At 34.3% G+C, this 16,413-nt stretch carries 13 protein-coding genes; 3 read left to right on the top strand and 10 right to left on the bottom strand.

Annotated elements, in window-relative coordinates:
* Positions 1 to 240: 240 nt before the first annotated feature.
* The 5 genes from secA to H0V01_07035 all read right to left on the bottom strand — a co-directional run bounded on the left by secA (position 241) and on the right by H0V01_07035 (position 6,307).
* A complete protein-coding gene (secA, locus tag H0V01_07055) occupies positions 241 to 3,528 on the bottom strand; it encodes a preprotein translocase subunit SecA (GenBank protein MBA2583128.1) in 3,288 nt (1,095 codons plus the stop codon).
* A 130-nt stretch (positions 3,529 to 3,658) separates the two neighbouring features.
* Positions 3,659 to 3,880, bottom strand: a complete 222-nt coding sequence (locus H0V01_07050) for a DUF2795 domain-containing protein (protein MBA2583127.1) — start codon at positions 3,878 to 3,880, stop codon at positions 3,659 to 3,661.
* Positions 3,881 to 4,017: 137 nt separating this feature from the next.
* Positions 4,018 to 4,566: a cob(I)yrinic acid a,c-diamide adenosyltransferase gene (locus H0V01_07045; protein ID MBA2583126.1), complete on the bottom strand. Its 549-nt coding sequence runs from the start codon at positions 4,564 to 4,566 to the stop codon at positions 4,018 to 4,020.
* 33 nt (positions 4,567 to 4,599) lie between these two features.
* Positions 4,600 to 5,313 (bottom strand): ABC transporter ATP-binding protein, encoded by a 714-nt coding sequence (locus H0V01_07040; protein MBA2583125.1) that lies wholly within the window; start codon positions 5,311 to 5,313, stop codon positions 4,600 to 4,602.
* A 208-nt stretch (positions 5,314 to 5,521) separates the two neighbouring features.
* A complete protein-coding gene (locus H0V01_07035) occupies positions 5,522 to 6,307 on the bottom strand; it encodes a class I SAM-dependent methyltransferase (protein ID MBA2583124.1) in 786 nt (261 codons plus the stop codon).
* 53 nt (positions 6,308 to 6,360) lie between these two features.
* Here H0V01_07035 and H0V01_07030 point away from each other — a divergent pair, with 53 nt between their 5' ends.
* Positions 6,361 to 7,392, top strand: coding sequence for an isoaspartyl peptidase/L-asparaginase (locus tag H0V01_07030; protein ID MBA2583123.1), 1,032 nt, complete (start codon positions 6,361 to 6,363; stop codon positions 7,390 to 7,392).
* A gap of 6 nt (positions 7,393 to 7,398) precedes the next feature.
* Here the strand turns inward: H0V01_07030 and H0V01_07025 are convergent, their stop codons facing one another.
* The 3 genes from H0V01_07025 to H0V01_07015 all read right to left on the bottom strand — a co-directional run bounded on the left by H0V01_07025 (position 7,399) and on the right by H0V01_07015 (position 12,004).
* Positions 7,399 to 9,258, bottom strand: coding sequence for a PD40 domain-containing protein (locus tag H0V01_07025; protein ID MBA2583122.1), 1,860 nt, complete (start codon positions 9,256 to 9,258; stop codon positions 7,399 to 7,401).
* A gap of 76 nt (positions 9,259 to 9,334) precedes the next feature.
* Complete coding sequence (locus H0V01_07020; protein MBA2583121.1) at positions 9,335 to 9,751, bottom strand: hypothetical protein; 417 nt, start codon at positions 9,749 to 9,751, stop codon at positions 9,335 to 9,337.
* Positions 9,752 to 9,763: 12 nt separating this feature from the next.
* Positions 9,764 to 12,004 (bottom strand): urocanate hydratase, encoded by a 2,241-nt coding sequence (locus tag H0V01_07015; protein ID MBA2583120.1) that lies wholly within the window; start codon positions 12,002 to 12,004, stop codon positions 9,764 to 9,766.
* Positions 12,005 to 12,099: 95 nt separating this feature from the next.
* Here H0V01_07015 and H0V01_07010 point away from each other — a divergent pair, with 95 nt between their 5' ends.
* Complete coding sequence (locus tag H0V01_07010; GenBank protein MBA2583119.1) at positions 12,100 to 13,011, top strand: 1-aminocyclopropane-1-carboxylate deaminase/D-cysteine desulfhydrase; 912 nt, start codon at positions 12,100 to 12,102, stop codon at positions 13,009 to 13,011.
* 179 nt (positions 13,012 to 13,190) lie between these two features.
* The gene (locus tag H0V01_07005; protein ID MBA2583118.1) at positions 13,191 to 13,403 is read left to right on the top strand and encodes a hypothetical protein; all 213 of its coding nucleotides are present in this window, start codon (positions 13,191 to 13,193) and stop codon (positions 13,401 to 13,403) included.
* A 448-nt stretch (positions 13,404 to 13,851) separates the two neighbouring features.
* Here H0V01_07005 and H0V01_07000 read toward each other — a convergent pair whose 3' ends face one another.
* Positions 13,852 to 15,534: a T9SS type A sorting domain-containing protein gene (locus H0V01_07000; protein MBA2583117.1), complete on the bottom strand. Its 1,683-nt coding sequence runs from the start codon at positions 15,532 to 15,534 to the stop codon at positions 13,852 to 13,854.
* Between the two features lie 301 nt (positions 15,535 to 15,835).
* Positions 15,836 to 16,201, bottom strand: a complete 366-nt coding sequence (locus H0V01_06995; protein MBA2583116.1) for a DUF4907 domain-containing protein — start codon at positions 16,199 to 16,201, stop codon at positions 15,836 to 15,838.
* Between the last annotated feature and the right edge of the window lie 212 nt (positions 16,202 to 16,413).

Below are 16,413 nucleotides of genomic sequence, written 5' to 3'. Positions count from 1 at the left end.
AAAACAAATTTCATGAATTGGTAAAGCAAAATCTCTTATTATCAAAGTAAGATGACCTTTCTGATAAGAATGACAGGATAACAGATGATTGTTAGAAAGGATAATGGATAGTAAATGTTCAAGAAGGATTGGGAGAAAAAAAGGTATAGATGCAATTCGAAAGATTTGATCGAAAAAAGGAAAAAAAAGGGGGAATAGTATTGCTACGATTCCCCTTTTATTGCAAATCTATTAAATTGTTTATTCTTTACCGTGGCACTGTTTAAACTTCTTACCGCTTCCACAGGGACAAGGATCATTTCTGCCCGCCTTCTGTTCTACTCTCACCGGCTCTAATTTGCGCTCCTGCTGCTCTTCTGCGTTGCCATTTGTGCTCAATTGATCCGTACGTGAAGCTTTAAGGTTTATTGGCATTCTAAGTGGAGCTTTAGCTTGCTGAATATTATCGGGATTTTGAATGGGGAGGTTTGCTTTCATTAAAAAGGAAATTATTTCCTTGTTAATTTTATCAAGCATGCGTTTAAATAATTCAAAAGACTCAAACTTGTATACCAACAATGGATCCTTTTGCTCATAAACGGCATTTTGTACCGATTGCTTTAAATCATCCATCTCTCTTAAATGCTCTTTCCAGGCTTCGTCAATAATGGATAGAATAATACCTTCTTCAAAGGACTTTATAACTGTTTTTCCATTTGATTCGTAAGCCTTTTTCAAATTGGTAACAACCTGCATTGTTTTAATTCCATCTGTAAAAGGAACTACAATATTTTCAAATGAATTTCCCTGGTTTTCAAATACACCTTTTATTACAGGAAATGATGTTTTACTTATCTGAATCTTTTTATCTGAGTATTTCCTAAGGGATTCATTGTAAATAAGATCAACAAGGCTCTGAGCATTCATTTTCAGGAATTGTTGTTCATCAATAGTAACACTTACTGCCAGATTTCTGATTAACTCTAATTTAAAAGCTTCAAAATTTCTTTCAGCATGATACACATTTACAATGCTCTCACAAGTGTCATATATCATATTTGCTATATCTACCTCAAGCCTCTCACCATATAAAGCGTGCCTTCTTTTGGTATATATAACTTCCCTTTGAGAATTCATTACATCATCATATTCCAGCAACCTTTTACGGATACCAAAGTTGTTTTCCTCCACCTTTTTCTGAGCACGTTCAATTGATTTGGTAATCATGGAATGCTGAATAACCTCTCCTTCTTTCAAACCCATCCGATCCATAAGCGAAGCAATTCTTCCCGAACCAAATAACCTCATCAGATCATCATCCAAAGAAACAAAAAACTGGGAAGTTCCTGGATCACCTTGTCTACCAGCGCGACCTCTTAACTGCCTGTCTACTCTTCTGGATTCATGTCTTTCGGTACCAACAATGGCAAGACCACCAGATTTTTTCACTTCTTCAGTAATCTTAATATCTGTTCCCCTACCAGCCATGTTTGTTGCAATTGTTACTGCTCCGGGTTTACCAGCTTCAGCAACAATGTCTGCTTCCTTTTGGTGCAATTTCGCATTCAGTACATTATGCTTTATGTTTTTCATTTTAAGCATACGGCTTAGCAATTCAGAAATTTCCACAGAAGTAGTACCAACAAGTACAGGACGTCCGTCTTTATTTAGTTTTTCAATTTCCTCAATTGCCGCATTGTATTTCTCACGCTTTGTTTTATAAACCAAATCTTCCTGATCTTTTCTAACAATAGGACGGTTTGTAGGAATTACCATTACATCCAACTTGTAGATATCCCAAAGTTCACCTGCTTCTGTTTCAGCCGTACCAGTCATACCGGCCAGTTTATTATACATTCTGAAATAGTTCTGCAAAGTAATGGTAGAATATGTTTGGGTAGCAGCCTCAATTTTAACATTTTCTTTTGCTTCAATTGCCTGGTGCAATCCATCGGAATATCTTCTACCCTCCATAATACGTCCGGTTTGCTCATCCACAATTTTTACCTTGCTGTCCATCAAAACATAATCAACATCTTTTTCAAATAAGGTGTAAGCCTTTAACAATTGGTTGATGGTATGAATTCTTTCTGCTTTAATAGCATAATCAGTCATCAGACTGTCTTTTTTTGCTAATTTTTCCTGATCAGCAAGTTTTGATTTTTCAATGTCTGCAATGGCCGTACCAACATCTGGAAGGATAAAGAAATCGGCATCTTCAGAAGAAGTTGTAATTAATTCAATGCCTTTTTCAGTTAATTCAATTGAATTGTGTTTTTCATCAATAACAAAAAACAATTCAGCATCCACCTTGTGCATTTCCTTTGACTGGTCCTGCATATAAAAATTTTCAGTTTTCTGAAGCAATTGCTTTGCTCCTGATTCGCTTAAAAATTTAATTAAAGCCTTGTTTTTAGGTAAGCCGCGGTAAGCCCTTAAAAGTGGCAAGCCTGCGTCTTTCTCATTGTTTTCGGCAAGTAATTTTTTCGCCTCAGAAAGAATTGAAGTAACATATTGTTTTTGTGCGGCAACCAATTTTTCAATTTTAGGCTTCATTGGAAAAAACTCATGTTTATCTCCTTTAGGCGTAGGTCCTGAAATAATCAAAGGTGTTCTTGCATCATCAATCAAAACGGAGTCAACCTCATCCACAATTGCATAATTATGCTTACGTTGAACAAGATCTTCAGGATTACGGGCCATGTTATCACGCAGGTAATCAAAACCAAATTCATTGTTGGTACCATATGTAATGTCTGCAAGGTATGCTTTTCTCCTGGCGTCAGAATTAGGTTCGTATTTGTCAATACAATCCACACTAAGTCCATGGAATTCAAATAATGGCCCCATCCATTCGGAGTCACGTTTTGACAAGTATGTATTAACAGTTACCAGGTGAACACCGTTTCCTGAAAGTGCGTTTAAATAAACAGGCAATGTTCCCACAAGGGTTTTACCCTCGCCTGTTGCCATCTCGGCTATTTTTCCTTGATGCAGCACTATACCACCAATTAACTGAACGTCATAATGAACCATGTCCCATGTAACTTCAGAACCGGCAGCAGTCCAGGTATTGGTGTAAATTGCCTTATCGCCATTTACAGAGACACTGTCTTTTCTAGCGGCAAGATCACGATCCATTTGGGTTGCAGTTACCTCAAAAGTTTTATTTTCTTTAAATCTTTTTGCAGTTTCCTTTACCACAGCAAAGGCCTCAGGAAGCAAATCAAGAAGTTTTTCTTCGATTTTTTTCTGGATATTCTTTTCAAGGATATCAATTTTCTTATAATGCTCCTCCGACTCATCCACGTTTGCCGAATCCGATTGCACCAGCTTTTTTAATTCTTCAATTTGTTTGTTTTCACCGGAAATATAATCGGAAATTTGTTTACGGAATTCTTGGGTCCTATTTCTTAACTGGTCATTATCCAACAATGAAATTGACTTGGTATGTACATGCACTTTATCAACTAAAGGCTGCATTTCCTTAAGGTCTTTGTCGGATTTTGTGCCAAAAACCTTAAATATATTTGTAATTAATTCTATCATCTTTTATAAACGATTAAACCTCTTTTTAAGGTATATTTTGACACAAAAATAAACTAAATTCTTTATGGAAGAAAGAGCAACAAAAAAAGGCTGTTAATAAACAGCCTTTTTTTGCATCATCAGACCAATTTTAATATTCGTCCTCGTTAAAGAAAAAATCATCTTTGGTTGGATAATCAGGCCATATATCTTCTATGGATTCATAGATTTCACCTTCGTCTTCAATTTCCTGAAGATTTTCAATAACTTCCATAGGTGATCCTGATCTCACTCCAAAATCAATTAATTCTTCTTTAGTGGCAGGCCAAGGCGCATCTTCAAGATACGATGCTAATTCTAACGTCCAATACATTTCTTATAGTTTTTTTTTTGTTTTGCAAAATTAAATTTATTCTACAAATACACAAGTAAAAATTTTATGTTTTAAAAAACTCAACGCAATGGTTCTGGGAATATTACTTAGAATAAAAAAAATTCTCGCTATTTCCACTAAATTCGTGGTTTCCAGGGTATTTCAATTGCATTAAAATCCTGTGATAGCTTTCTGGATAAAACAAAAAGATAATCGGAAAGGCGGTTTAGGTAAATTATTACCATTTCTGCAACAAAACTCTCTTCAGAAAGATGAATCACATTCCTTTCTGCCCTTCTGCACACACAGCGTGAAATATGGCAAAAGGATACAATGCTGTGTCCTCCAGGGAGGACGAAAGAACGCATTTCCGGGAGCAAATCGTTCATTTTATCCATTTCCGTTTCCAAAAGCGATATATCCTGTTCTTTTAAATCAGGAATTTTCATTTTTGATTTTTCAGGATCCGAAGCCAAAGAAGAGCCAATAGTAAATAACCTATCCTGAATTTCGATAAGCATTTGTTTTGAATGCTCATCTATTTGTTGATCTCTGATTAAACCAATAAAAGAATTTAATTCATCAATGGTTCCATATGCTTCAATCCTTAAATGATATTTAGGTACTCTGGTTCCACCAAGCAAAGATGTTTGACCTTTATCTCCTGTTTTTGTATATATTTTCATGTTATTTATGGTTTATTGAAAATATTTGGAAGCTCAAATTCGTTCCTCCAAAATTTTAATTTCCTGATTAATCCCGTCAGATTCAACATGTCCATCTTTTAAACGAATTATCCGATGTGCATGCATTGCAATATCTTCCTCATGCGTTACCACGATTATGGTATTTCCATTTTTATGAATTTGTTGGAAAAGTGCCATTATTTCGTAGGATGTTTTAGAATCAAGATTCCCGGTAGGTTCATCTGCAAGAATAATGGAAGGATTATTTACAAGGGCTCTTGCCACTGCCACTCTTTGTCTTTGCCCTCCTGATAGTTCATTGGGTTTGTGATGAACTCTGTTTCCTAATCCCACCTGATCAAGAACTTCAAGTGCACGCTGATCTCTTTTTGCTTTAGACCATCCTGCGTATATAAGTGGAAGAGCCACATTTTCCAATGCCGTGGATCGGGGAAGCAAGTTAAAAGTCTGGAAAACAAATCCAATTTCTTTATTCCTGATTTCCGCTAATTCATTATCATTCATTCTGCTTACATCGTGGTTGCTTAACAAATATCTGCCTTTACTGGGTGTGTCAAGACAACCCAGGATATTCATGAGTGTAGATTTCCCAGATCCTGATGGCCCCATTAATGCAACATACTCGTTTTTTGAAATATCCAGGGAAACTGAACCCAGTGCCTGAACTATTTCAGAGCCCACTTTATAAGTCCGGTTGATTTCCTGAAGTTGTATTACAGAAGTCATTTTATGTTTATTAAATAATTAGCTCTACGAATTTCGGATTTTCTTCCTTTATAATGAAGCTTTTTTTATGAACGGTTGAAATTTAAGGTTAAGTATACTGGAGTTTTGTGTATTTGATAGAATGTATATACATATTGGAACAGGTTTACTATTTTACCCCACCCTGTTTTTACACGCTTTAAAATCTAATAAACAGCAAAAATTCCACTTAAAATCTAACTGTAAAATTCTCGCGTGGCTGTTCTTTTCTAAAAAACACCAGTCCCACAAAAAAAAGATCAACAGTAACGGTTACTTTGGGATGACTGGTAATTGTTTTCCATGCTTGTTCCATTCCTTCTGACCAATGAATATCATCAAAAATAAAAACCGAATCATTGTCTACTTTTTGTAAACAGGTATTAAAATAGCTCAATGTTGCTTCCTTTTGGTGATTTCCGTCAAAAAAAACAAAATCCAAAACAGGGAGCTCAGGGATTAAAGCAGGTAGCGTGTCTTCAAATTTTCCTTGAATTAGTTTTATGTTTTTGATACCCGCTTTTTCAAAATTTTCAAGGGCTATTTTTGAGGTTTGAGTACAGCCTTCCAAAGTATAAAGGATTGAATTATTTTCTGCTTTTGCCAGATAAATGCTGGTGATGCCTAATGATGTACCCAATTCAAGTATGTTATGGGGTTTAAAATATTTTACCAAGCGAAATAACAATTGTGCATATTTTTTTGATTTTGCTGAATACCTTGCTATGTCTGCTATTTTTCTGCTTTTTGAATTGTTAATGGAGGAACCTGCACCAAAATCTTCAATAATTAATTTTGTGTTGTTTGATTTTAATGCCTTTCTTGTTTTATCAATTTCAAAAAAAAGGGGAGAAATTGTTTTATCGTAAATAACCTTATCTATTAAATCATAAACAAAGGGAGAATGTACACCATGCCTGCTTTTGGATGTAAACAGGTACCGAATGTATTTAGCTAGAATATAAAACTTTTTCACCTGGACGAAATTAACAGATATTAATATACCTTTGGCTTTAAACTCATTATTTTATGAAAAAAAATTATAGGCTAATCCTTGTCCTTGGAATACAGTTAATTTCATTTTCAACTATATGTGCCCAGGATAAAAACATTGTTTTTATGATACATGGTGGTGCAGGTACTATCCTAAAAAAGAACATGACTCCAGAAAAAGAAAAAGAATATACTGATAAAATGGAAGAGGCAGTTACACTTGGATATAAAATTTTAATAAATGGTGGTTCAGGACTTGATGCAATAGAATCTGCAATTAAAATACTTGAGGATTCTCCATTGTTTAATGCAGGTAAAGGTGCAGTTTTTACCCATGATAAAAGAAATGAACTTGATGCCTCGATAATGGATGGAAAAACGTTAAAGGCAGGAGCTGTTGCGGGTGTTACTACCATTAAAAATCCAATTACCGCAGCGCGTAGTGTAATGGAAAATTCTCCTCATGTGTTAATGGTGGGTAAAGGCGCAGAAAAATTTGCCAGGGAACAAAATTTAGTTTTGGTTGATCCTTCTTATTTTAAAGATGAAAAGCGACTTGAGCAGCTAAAAAAATTGCAGGAGAAGGAACAAAAATCAAAAGGCTTAAAGGATGGCAGTGGTTATGTTTTACCCCTTGAATTAAAAGACTATAAATATGGAACCGTTGGAGCTGTTGCACTTGATAGCCATGGAAATCTTTCTGCCGGAACTTCAACTGGAGGAATGACAAATAAAAAGTATGGAAGGATTGGAGATTCTCCAATAATAGGTGCTGGAACATATGCCAACAATAAAACATGTGCAGTTTCATCAACAGGCCATGGCGAGTATTTTATTCGCTCAGTTGTGGCACATGATATTTCAGCAATGATGGAATATAAAGGTTATTCTGTAGATGAAGCATCAAATGAAGTAATTAACAAAAAGCTTATCAATATAGGGGGAGATGGAGGAGTAATAGCACTTGATAGCCAGGGTAATTATTCCATGACTTTTAACACTGATGGCATGTTCAGGGCAGTAATAGATAAGGATGGAAAAATGTTCATTAAAATTTATAAGGATTAATTTTCCTTATTCCTTCTTCAAAATAATATCTTTTTGCAATTCAGATATAAATGATGCTTTATCGAAAATTATTAAATCATCCTTAAATAAATTATAACCTTTGGCCTCAACTTGAATAGTATAAATTGCAGGTGGTGCTATAATTATAAATTTTCCTGAAGATTGACTAAGGTAAGTTCCAAAAACTTCATTCGTTTTTTTATTTGTAATTGTAATAAATGCATCCCCAACTATTTCTGTTTCTATTGTAGGTATTAACTCAGGGGAGGGAACATAACCAGGAATTTTAACCAGTATATTCTTAATATCTTTAAACTTAAAAGCCGGATCGGTTGGAATTTTCTCAGGACCTACAGTAAGTTCAACTCCGTTTTTTTCAAAAATCAAAATGGTTTTGAATATAAAACCTTTTTTTTCCTCCATTTTTTTTGTTTCTACAAATTTCCATAAGCTTTCCTTTGGTGGATGGTATTCATCTGGAAAGTCTTTTAAAATGTTATCTTTTTTATACACATGAAAATTTTTATACTTTTTGTCGTCAATAATCATTTCGGCTTTTATTGTCCCTTTTATTGTTGTAACAACAGGTTCGGCAGCATTAAAGCTCACCTTGTAAATATCCAGGTCTCCAAAACTATCTTCGCGGTAAGCAGAAATATAAGCATGTGTACCTGTCCTAGCAAATGAAATGGTCATATTATCTTCGGGGGTATTTATAGGAAAACCTAAATTAACAGGATTCATCCATTCTTGTATTTGTTCATCCCAGTTTGATTTAAAAAGATCAAACCCTCCCATGCTATTGTGACCTTGGGAACAAAAATAAATTACTTTACCATCGCTGGAGAACATAGGAAAATCTTCATTGTATTTGCTGTTCAGGTTTGACAGATTTGTTGCCACGCCCCAATTTCCGGTAGGCAATTTTCTTGACATAAAAATATCTAACTCTCCTTGTCCACCATCTTTATCACTGGAAAACAAAAGTATATTTCCATCTGGGGAAATAGATCCGGCAACCTCAAGTGCATTTGTATTTATATTCTGATCCAACAATTCCCTTCTTTGATAGCTTTTTCCTTTTTTTAGTGAAGCCAGGATGTCTCCATATTCAAAAGCATTTTCTGAGTAAATAAATAAATATTTACCCTCATCAGCAATTCCAACTGCTTCATCATCTCCGTCTGAATTTACATTTGCCCCCATATTCTTGGCTTTGGACCAGTTACCATTTTTTTCTTTCGAAATATAAATATCAGAGGTAAAGTATCCGTCAATAGTTTCAAACCCTCCAATATTTCCTTTGCGTCTTGATGTAAAAATCAAATCGTTTTCATCACTAGAAACAAAAGGATAATAGTCGGGAAATTCTGTGTTTATTTCTTTACCCAAATTTTCAAAGGAAACATTTTGTGGGAATTTAATTAGTTCTTTTGCATTAAAACAATAGGCAATTAATTTATCTGCTTCTATGATTGCTGCACCTTTTTTTCCAAGTTCCTCTTTATATCTTTTTAAAATCTCAATAGCCTCGTCAAATCTATAAGCATAATGGTATGCTTTGCCAAGTTCAAGCAGAGCTTGTTTATCATATCCTGCTTGTTTAATAACAAATTCAAGATGTGTAATTGCTTTTGATTTATCGGTATTTAAATTTAAATAACACAAGGCGGTTCTATAATGAAAAGTGGTGTTTTTAGGATCTGACTTCAACAATTCCGTATATTCAATAAGTGATCCTTTAAAATTCCCCTTGGAAAAATTGTCTCTGGCGTCATTTGCATTTGCCTCTTTTTTTGCTCTATATTGTCCAATAACAGGAAGGAATAACACGACAGCAATTCCAAACAAAATAATTTTACGCATAAATAATTAAAGGTTTTTAAAATGAAATATTGAGCAAATTGATTCTAAAGAAAAAAGAACAGATGGCAAATAAATTTTACTTTGACAAACCTCCACTTACCACATCAACAACACCTCCACCATCATCTGCAGTGTAATTAAGGTTCATTCTGCTTTTGCTAATTATTACCCCATCACCTGAAATAGTAATATTGTTTACAACTTGCTTAGGAATAATAAGGTCACTGCCATTAATGTTTACTTTAACAGAAGCACTTATTCCTAATTGATAAAAATTTTCTACAGTAATTTGACTAGAAGATGCTGCTGATTTTGATACTATCACCTCATAATTTGAAGATGAGTAAACCTGGCTTTTTTCAGCACAGTTATAAGTACCAACCATTTCTTCGGCTGTAAAATTCACATTCTCGCCTTCAGGTTCACATGAAGTTAGGAATAAAAGACCAGCTAAAATGGCTAGAGTAATTCGGAAGGGTTTATAAAAAATCATGTTTTTAATTTTTTAAAATAAGTTTTTTAAAAGTTCATCATCAGGGATACTTGGTATTGTAACCTTTAATAAAGGTTCAGCCTGCATGGCTCTTTTAATAGCAAACATTGCTTCTTTATTCCTGGCCCAGCTCCTGCGTGAAATGCCATTGTTAACATCCCAAAAGAGCATAGACTGTAATTTCTTAAATGCATTATCGCTCCCATCAAGAACAAGGCCAAAACCTCCATTGATGACCTCTCCCCATCCAACACCTCCGCCATTATGAACAGAAACCCATGTTGCGCCCCTGAAAGAATCGCCAATAACATTGTGAATAGCCATATCGGCAGTAAATTGGGAACCATCATAAATATTGGACGTTTCGCGGTAGGGTGAATCTGTACCTGAAACATCATGATGATCCCTGCCAAGAACAACAGGAGCAGAAATTTTTCCATCTTTAATAGCCTTATTAAAGGCCGATGCAATTTTTATCCTGCCTTCACTATCCGCATATAAAATTCTTGCCTGGGAACCAACCACCAGTTTGTTTTCCTCTGCCTTTCTTATCCAAATTAAATTGTCGTTAAGCTGCTGTTTAATTTCATCAGGGGCTGTAATAAGCATTTCTAAAATTACCTCTTCAGCTATTTTATCTGTAATTTTTAAATCTTTAGGGTCGGAAGATGTACATACCCACCTAAAAGGACCAAAACCATAATCAAAACAGAGTGGGCCTAAAATATCCTGAACATAAGAAGGATAAATAAAAGTGCCATCTGATTTTAGCACATCGGCACCAGCACGGGAAGCTTCCAATAGAAAAGCATTTCCATAATCCCAGAAATACATTCCATTTGACACCATTTGCTTTACTGCATTTACATGCCTTATTAATGATTTTTGCACCTGTTTTTTAAATTCTTCCGGATTATTGGCCATCATTTCATTTGATTGTTCATAAGACAATCCTGCAGGATAATATCCACCTGAATAAGGGTTATGAAGTGATGTTTGATCAGAGCCTAATTCTATTTTAACTTTTTCAGCGGCAAATTTCTCCCATAAATCTACAATATTTCCTTGATAGGACAGGGAAACAGCCTCTTTGGCTTTACGCGCTATTTCAATTCTTGCAATAAGCTTGTCCAAATCCTGGTAAACCTCATCTACCCAACCCTGTTCATGTCTTACTTTAGTTGCTTTGGGATTTACCTCGGCAATTACCGACACAGCTCCGGCAATAACCCCAGCCTTGGGTTGAGCTCCAGACATTCCTCCCAAACCAGAGGAAACAAAAATTCTTCCTGCAAGCCCTTCATTGCCTAGTTTCATTCTTCTTCCTGCATTAAGAACTGTGATGGTAGTTCCATGAACAATGCCTTGAGGCCCAATATACATAAAAGAACCGGCAGTCATTTGTCCATATTGGGTAACACCTAATGCGTTAAAACGTTCCCAATCATCTGGTTTTGAATAATTGGGTATCATCATACCATTCGTTACAACCACTCTTGGGGCATCAATGTTTGAAGGGAACAATCCCATGGGATGCCCTGAATACAAAACCAGGGTTTGTTCATCTGTCATTTGGGCAAGATATTGCATTGTAAGCAGGTATTGGGCCCAGTTTTGAAAAACAGAACCATTTCCTCCATAAGTAATTAATTCATGAGGATGTTGGGCTACTGCATAATCAAGATTGTTGCTTAGCATTAGCATTATTGCTGCAGCCTGTTTTGAATTATGTGGATAATCATTTATACTTCTTGCGTGTATTTTATAATCAGGCCTGAACCTGTACATATAAATGCGTCCGTAAGTGTTTAATTCCTTTGCAAACTCAGGTGCAAGAACAGGGTGATGTTTTTCATCAAAATACCTCAGCGCATTTTTTACAGCAAGTTTTTTTTCTTCCTTAGATAAAATATCCTTCCTTTTAGGGGCATGATTTAGGGAAGCATCAAAAGGTTTTAATGTGGGCAGTTCATCAGGAATTCCCTTTAAAACAGCAGCGTTAAAAGCTGACTTGGAAATTTCTTTTTGAGAAATATTATTTATTGTTTCCATTGTTGTTCTTTTTAAAGTAAAGCCATAGGGACAGTGCCTGCATCCATTTTTACAGCAATATGCTCTTTTTAATAAATATTTTTCAGTAAAGACAATATATCCTTCCGGTGAATGATAAAAATCATCGGGATCGAATTTATCTTTTTTTGAAAATCCTTCCATAATGGGGGAAATATACAAAATTCGCCTTGTTTTTTGCATTTTTTTCAAAAAATATCATCCATTAAGAAATAATTACAAATGATTTCCAACTTATCATTTTGAATTTCCAAAATGGTATAATACTTTTACCAACCATGCTAAATCCTAAACCTGTAATTCAGGAAATTATTGACTACAATAAAAAATTTACCTCAAAGCTATTTATAAAAAGAGATGATATGATTGACCCTCTTGTCTCAGGGAATAAATGGTGGAAATTAAAATACAATATTTTAGAAGCCAGTAAGACAGGATTTGAAACCATATTAACATTTGGTGGTGCTTATTCAAATCATATAGCTGCAACTGCAGCAATGGGAAGCCTGTCAGGATTAAAAACCATTGGTATAATTAGAGGTGAAGAGCCAAAAAACTTTAATCCTACTCTTGATTTGGCTCGAAAAAATGGGATGCAACTCTATTTTATTGGCAGAGGAACATATCGAGAAAAAAACAATGCTGAATTTATAAAGCAATTAGAAGAAAAATTTGGACCTTTTTACTTGATACCTGAAGGAGGAGCGAATTTGAACGGAGTAAAGGGCTGTATGGAAATTTTATCGGAAGTAGAACAGGATTATGATTATATCTGCTGTGCGATGGGAACAGGAACAACCATGGCAGGAATAGTTCTTTCAAAAAAACCAAAAACAAAAGCTCTGGGCTTTTCGGCACTTAAAGGCGGTGATTTTTTAAAAGAAAATGTAAATCAATTTTTAGAATCCTATATCAAAACTTATTCTGGTGTAAAAAAGGATGAAAATTGGGAAATCATTACAGATTACCACTTTGGAGGCTATGCAAAAGTAAAACCTGAATTGCTTGCTTTTATTAATGCCTTTGAAGAAAGGACAAAAATTCCACTGGATTACATATATACCGGGAAAATGATGTATGGAATATATGATATGGGAGCAAAAGGTTTTTTTAAACCCGAGGATAAAATTCTTGTTATTCATTCAGGTGGTTTACAAGGAAATTTAGGTTTCTCCAAAATTGTTTCCTAAAAATCAATACCCGATCAAATTTTGGAATGTTGAGCAGTTTATTTTACGAAAACAAATGTTCCATTCCTTCCAACCACTATTTAATTTAAATTTTATAGGATATGGCATAAAAATCTACGTATTTGGTGAAAAAATATACAGACTGCAAAAGGGGAAGATAACAGGATTAGAAACACGCAATGAAATTTATAGTTTTAAAGAGTTTAACCCAAAGCCTGATAGCACAAATGCATTTATTCCATAATATGAATGGTATAAAAGCTTTAGTATTTATCGCTTTGCCTTATTTTGTTTTATTGATTTCTTGCAAACCTGAACCTAAAATAAAAGGCAATTTTATAATTGAAAATTTATGTGATGATGAAATTATTGCCCGCTCTGTTGTAGAATAAAGAATAGGAAATAATCCACCAGTTGATGTTGAAATAACAGATTATATCGCACCATGTGAATATTTTACATTAAGAAGTTTGCCTGGTCTTCACAAGGAGAAGCCACCAGAAATGAAATATTTTTTTAAAGAATTGGAGATAAAAAAACAGGGGCAAATCTTAAATAAAAATGTTTTAGAAAACAGTTTATGGATAAGGAAAGAAAAGTCAGAAAAAGAAGTAGATTTTGTTCTTAAAGTAGATACAACATTCTTTAAATAATAATAAACTCTTCAATAACAAAGTCCCAATGAAACCGAGGCTTTATGCTATTTTATATCTAACGCCAATAATGGGCCCAATGGCTTTGTGGAAGATTTTTCCTATAACAACCTCAACAGGTTAAAAACACAAACCGGGGATTACAATATGTCCACTGATTTCAACGCCCATTTCTTTTTGCCTGAGTTTATTTAACAATTAATTTTTTTCTTGTAAACTGATCTCCAGTTTGTATTTGTATTAAATAAAATCCAGCATTTAGATTTTTAATGTCAATTGGTTCGATGAAATTTTCCGCATTTTCAATATTTTTTGAAAACATTATTTTCCCCAAAGCATCAATAAGTTGTATTTTTGTTTTTTCATTTCCCTTTACCTCTCCTGAAAGGAAAATGTGATCTGTTGCAGGGTTTGGATAAATATTGAATGCATATTCTTTATTTTTAATTGTTTCCATTCCAACAGTATTCAGGTCGACAAGTTTACAAATTTTCCCCTCGCATCCGTTAAAATTATATCCGGAAAGGCATACTTCATAAATTCCTTTTGTTGCATAAGAATGCAAAACATTAACGCTGGTACTTATAGAACCATCACCAAACTGCCAGTAATATTCCCCGGCACCAACGGTATTATTCACAAAACTAACTTTAAGGCTATCAATAAAGGAAAAGGTAAATTCTGTTGCAGGCTTTTCATGTATAGCAATTGGTTTTTCAATAGTATCCTTGTTTTGAAGATTATCGGTAATAATAAGTTTTACCATATAATTTCCAAAAACAGGATAATCATAATTGGGAAATTGATTTATTGAAGAATTTCCATCTCCAAAATTCCATTCCCAGCTAACAATGTTGGTACTATCGGTTGAAGTTGAGTTATCGACAAAAATTACAGGAATGCCGAAACAGGAATTGGTTAAACTAAAATCAGCATTAAAGGTATCTTTTCTGGCAAAGGCCCAGAAATCATTCTTGTAAGTAGATGAAGAGGATATACCTGTTCCAATATACCCAGTACTTCCAATTGAAAACCCAACTGCAGATCTTCGTGCAGCACCATCAAAATCTGACATTTGTGACCATGAATTAGAAACAGGATCATATTGCCAAAATTCATTTGTTGAAGTAGCAGCATAGGCTTTATTATTTAGGACGAAAACAGTATTATTACTATTTGTTTCCCCAGGGAAATTAGCCATTTTATTCCAGGTATCCTCTACAGGGCTATATTCCCAAAAATTATTTGAAGAATCAATTGTACATACATACCCTTTGTTATTGATTGCAAAACCAAAAGCCCCTAAAGCATTGAAAGGGAATTTTTTAATGGCAGACCAGGAATCAGTTACAGGATCATATTTATAAAAATCGTCAACAGCTCCGGCTGACCCGGATCCTATTCCGATATATCCTTTATTGTCAATAGCAAAACCTGTAGCACTATCTGCTGAGTAGGGTAAGTCAGCTTTTTTATTCCAGGAGTTTGTTAACTGGTTGTATTGGTATAGTTCATTTGTAGGCGTCCCATTGCTAGCAGCCCCAGTTCCAACATAAGCGGAAGAACCGATGGTAAAACTAACTGCATTTGATCTTGTGTTCCCAGGAAAAACAGCTGCTTGTGCCCAGCTATCAGAAACAGGATTGTATTCCCAAAAATCATCTTTATAATTACTTGAACCTGTTTTGCCAAGGCCAATATAACCTTTAGAAAGAATTGAAAATCCTACTGCTTTACTTCTTTTAGTTCCTCCAAAATCAGTTTTTTGCATCCATACCCCCTGTCCAAAAACAGGCACACTAATACATGCAAATATTAATGCAAGCAGTGGTAATTTTCTTAGAAACTTTAACAAGTATTGATTTTTCATATTGCTCAAATTTTAATTTTCGAAAATGTATTTTGCCAATTATCAGTATAAAAAAATTTGCCATTAAAATCTTTTTGCCTGATTATCGATAATAGGAACAAGTTCCATTTAAAAAAGAATCATTTATGCCCCTTATATATGTGGAAAAACAAGGACATTTTGGGGAGTGAACTAAACAAAACAAATCCTGATTAAGGGAATAATTGATTCATAAACTAGCCTACTTGAAACCTTATTAAACAAAACGGGGAACAGCAGGGAGTTTATTGGAGATAAAAACAGAAAATTGAATTGCTTATAATCAATAAGATACTTTTAAACTATCTAGTTCTTCAAGTGTTATTGCAGGTGGGAAAAAGCCTTTTTTTAATTTCTCTATGGCTAAATTAGCCGTTGAAATTGCCTCATCTTCTGATTTAAAAGATATAAATTCTGTTATGGTTGGAATATTTTCCTGATTAATAAGCATTTTTTCAGAATTGTAAATTTTATACCCCCACCCTGTTTCTGTTTGAAAGGTTTCTATTTTGTAAATTATTTGATTTGGTATTTTTTGCTTTTCTTTCTGCTTATTGCCAGAGAACATAAATACAATTAAGAAAAGAAAAACAAGTGTAAATAAAGCTATCACCTTATTTACGGGTATAATTTCTGTGATTTTTCTCATGTATGAATTTACAAAAAAAAATCAAATAAAATTTTTGTTAAAGCTAAAAAACTTAAGACCAAAACTTAGAAAATTGAGTTCGAGATCATTGTTAATGAAGAACCATTTACTATCCTTTCTCGAATTACTTTCATATGTAGATAATTTGTTTTTTAAATGTCATCCCGATTTATCGGGACGCCATGTTATATTCATTATTGTTTGTGCACTGT

Source organism: Bacteroidota bacterium, assembly GCA_013696965.1.
Classification (GTDB): Bacteria; Bacteroidota; Bacteroidia; order JACCXN01; family JACCXN01; genus JACCXN01.
Note: the sequence above shows the minus strand (reverse complement) of the source record. Positions and strands in the feature narration are given on the sequence as shown.

Excerpts from the sequence above, each read along its gene's own strand:
- H0V01_07050 (MBA2583127.1), bottom strand. The coding sequence starts at position 3,880 with ATGTATTGGACGTTAGAATTAGCATCGTATCTTGAAGATGCGCCTTGG.
- secA (MBA2583128.1), bottom strand. The coding sequence starts at position 3,528 with ATGATAGAATTAATTACAAATATATTTAAGGTTTTTGGCACAAAATCC.
- H0V01_07040 (MBA2583125.1), bottom strand. The coding sequence starts at position 5,313 with ATGACTTCTGTAATACAACTTCAGGAAATCAACCGGACTTATAAAGTG.
- H0V01_07005 (MBA2583118.1), top strand. The coding sequence starts at position 13,191 with ATGAAATTTATAGTTTTAAAGAGTTTAACCCAAAGCCTGATAGCACAA.
- H0V01_07010 (MBA2583119.1), top strand. The coding sequence starts at position 12,100 with ATGCTAAATCCTAAACCTGTAATTCAGGAAATTATTGACTACAATAAA.
- H0V01_07045 (MBA2583126.1), bottom strand. The coding sequence starts at position 4,566 with ATGAAAATATATACAAAAACAGGAGATAAAGGTCAAACATCTTTGCTT.
- H0V01_06995 (MBA2583116.1), bottom strand. The coding sequence starts at position 16,201 with ATGAGAAAAATCACAGAAATTATACCCGTAAATAAGGTGATAGCTTTA.
- H0V01_07030 (MBA2583123.1), top strand. The coding sequence starts at position 6,361 with ATGAAAAAAAATTATAGGCTAATCCTTGTCCTTGGAATACAGTTAATT.
- H0V01_07020 (MBA2583121.1), bottom strand. The coding sequence starts at position 9,751 with ATGATTTTTTATAAACCCTTCCGAATTACTCTAGCCATTTTAGCTGGT.
- H0V01_07015 (MBA2583120.1), bottom strand. The coding sequence starts at position 12,004 with ATGCAAAAAACAAGGCGAATTTTGTATATTTCCCCCATTATGGAAGGA.
- H0V01_07025 (MBA2583122.1), bottom strand. The coding sequence starts at position 9,258 with ATGCGTAAAATTATTTTGTTTGGAATTGCTGTCGTGTTATTCCTTCCT.
- H0V01_07000 (MBA2583117.1), bottom strand. The coding sequence starts at position 15,534 with ATGAAAAATCAATACTTGTTAAAGTTTCTAAGAAAATTACCACTGCTT.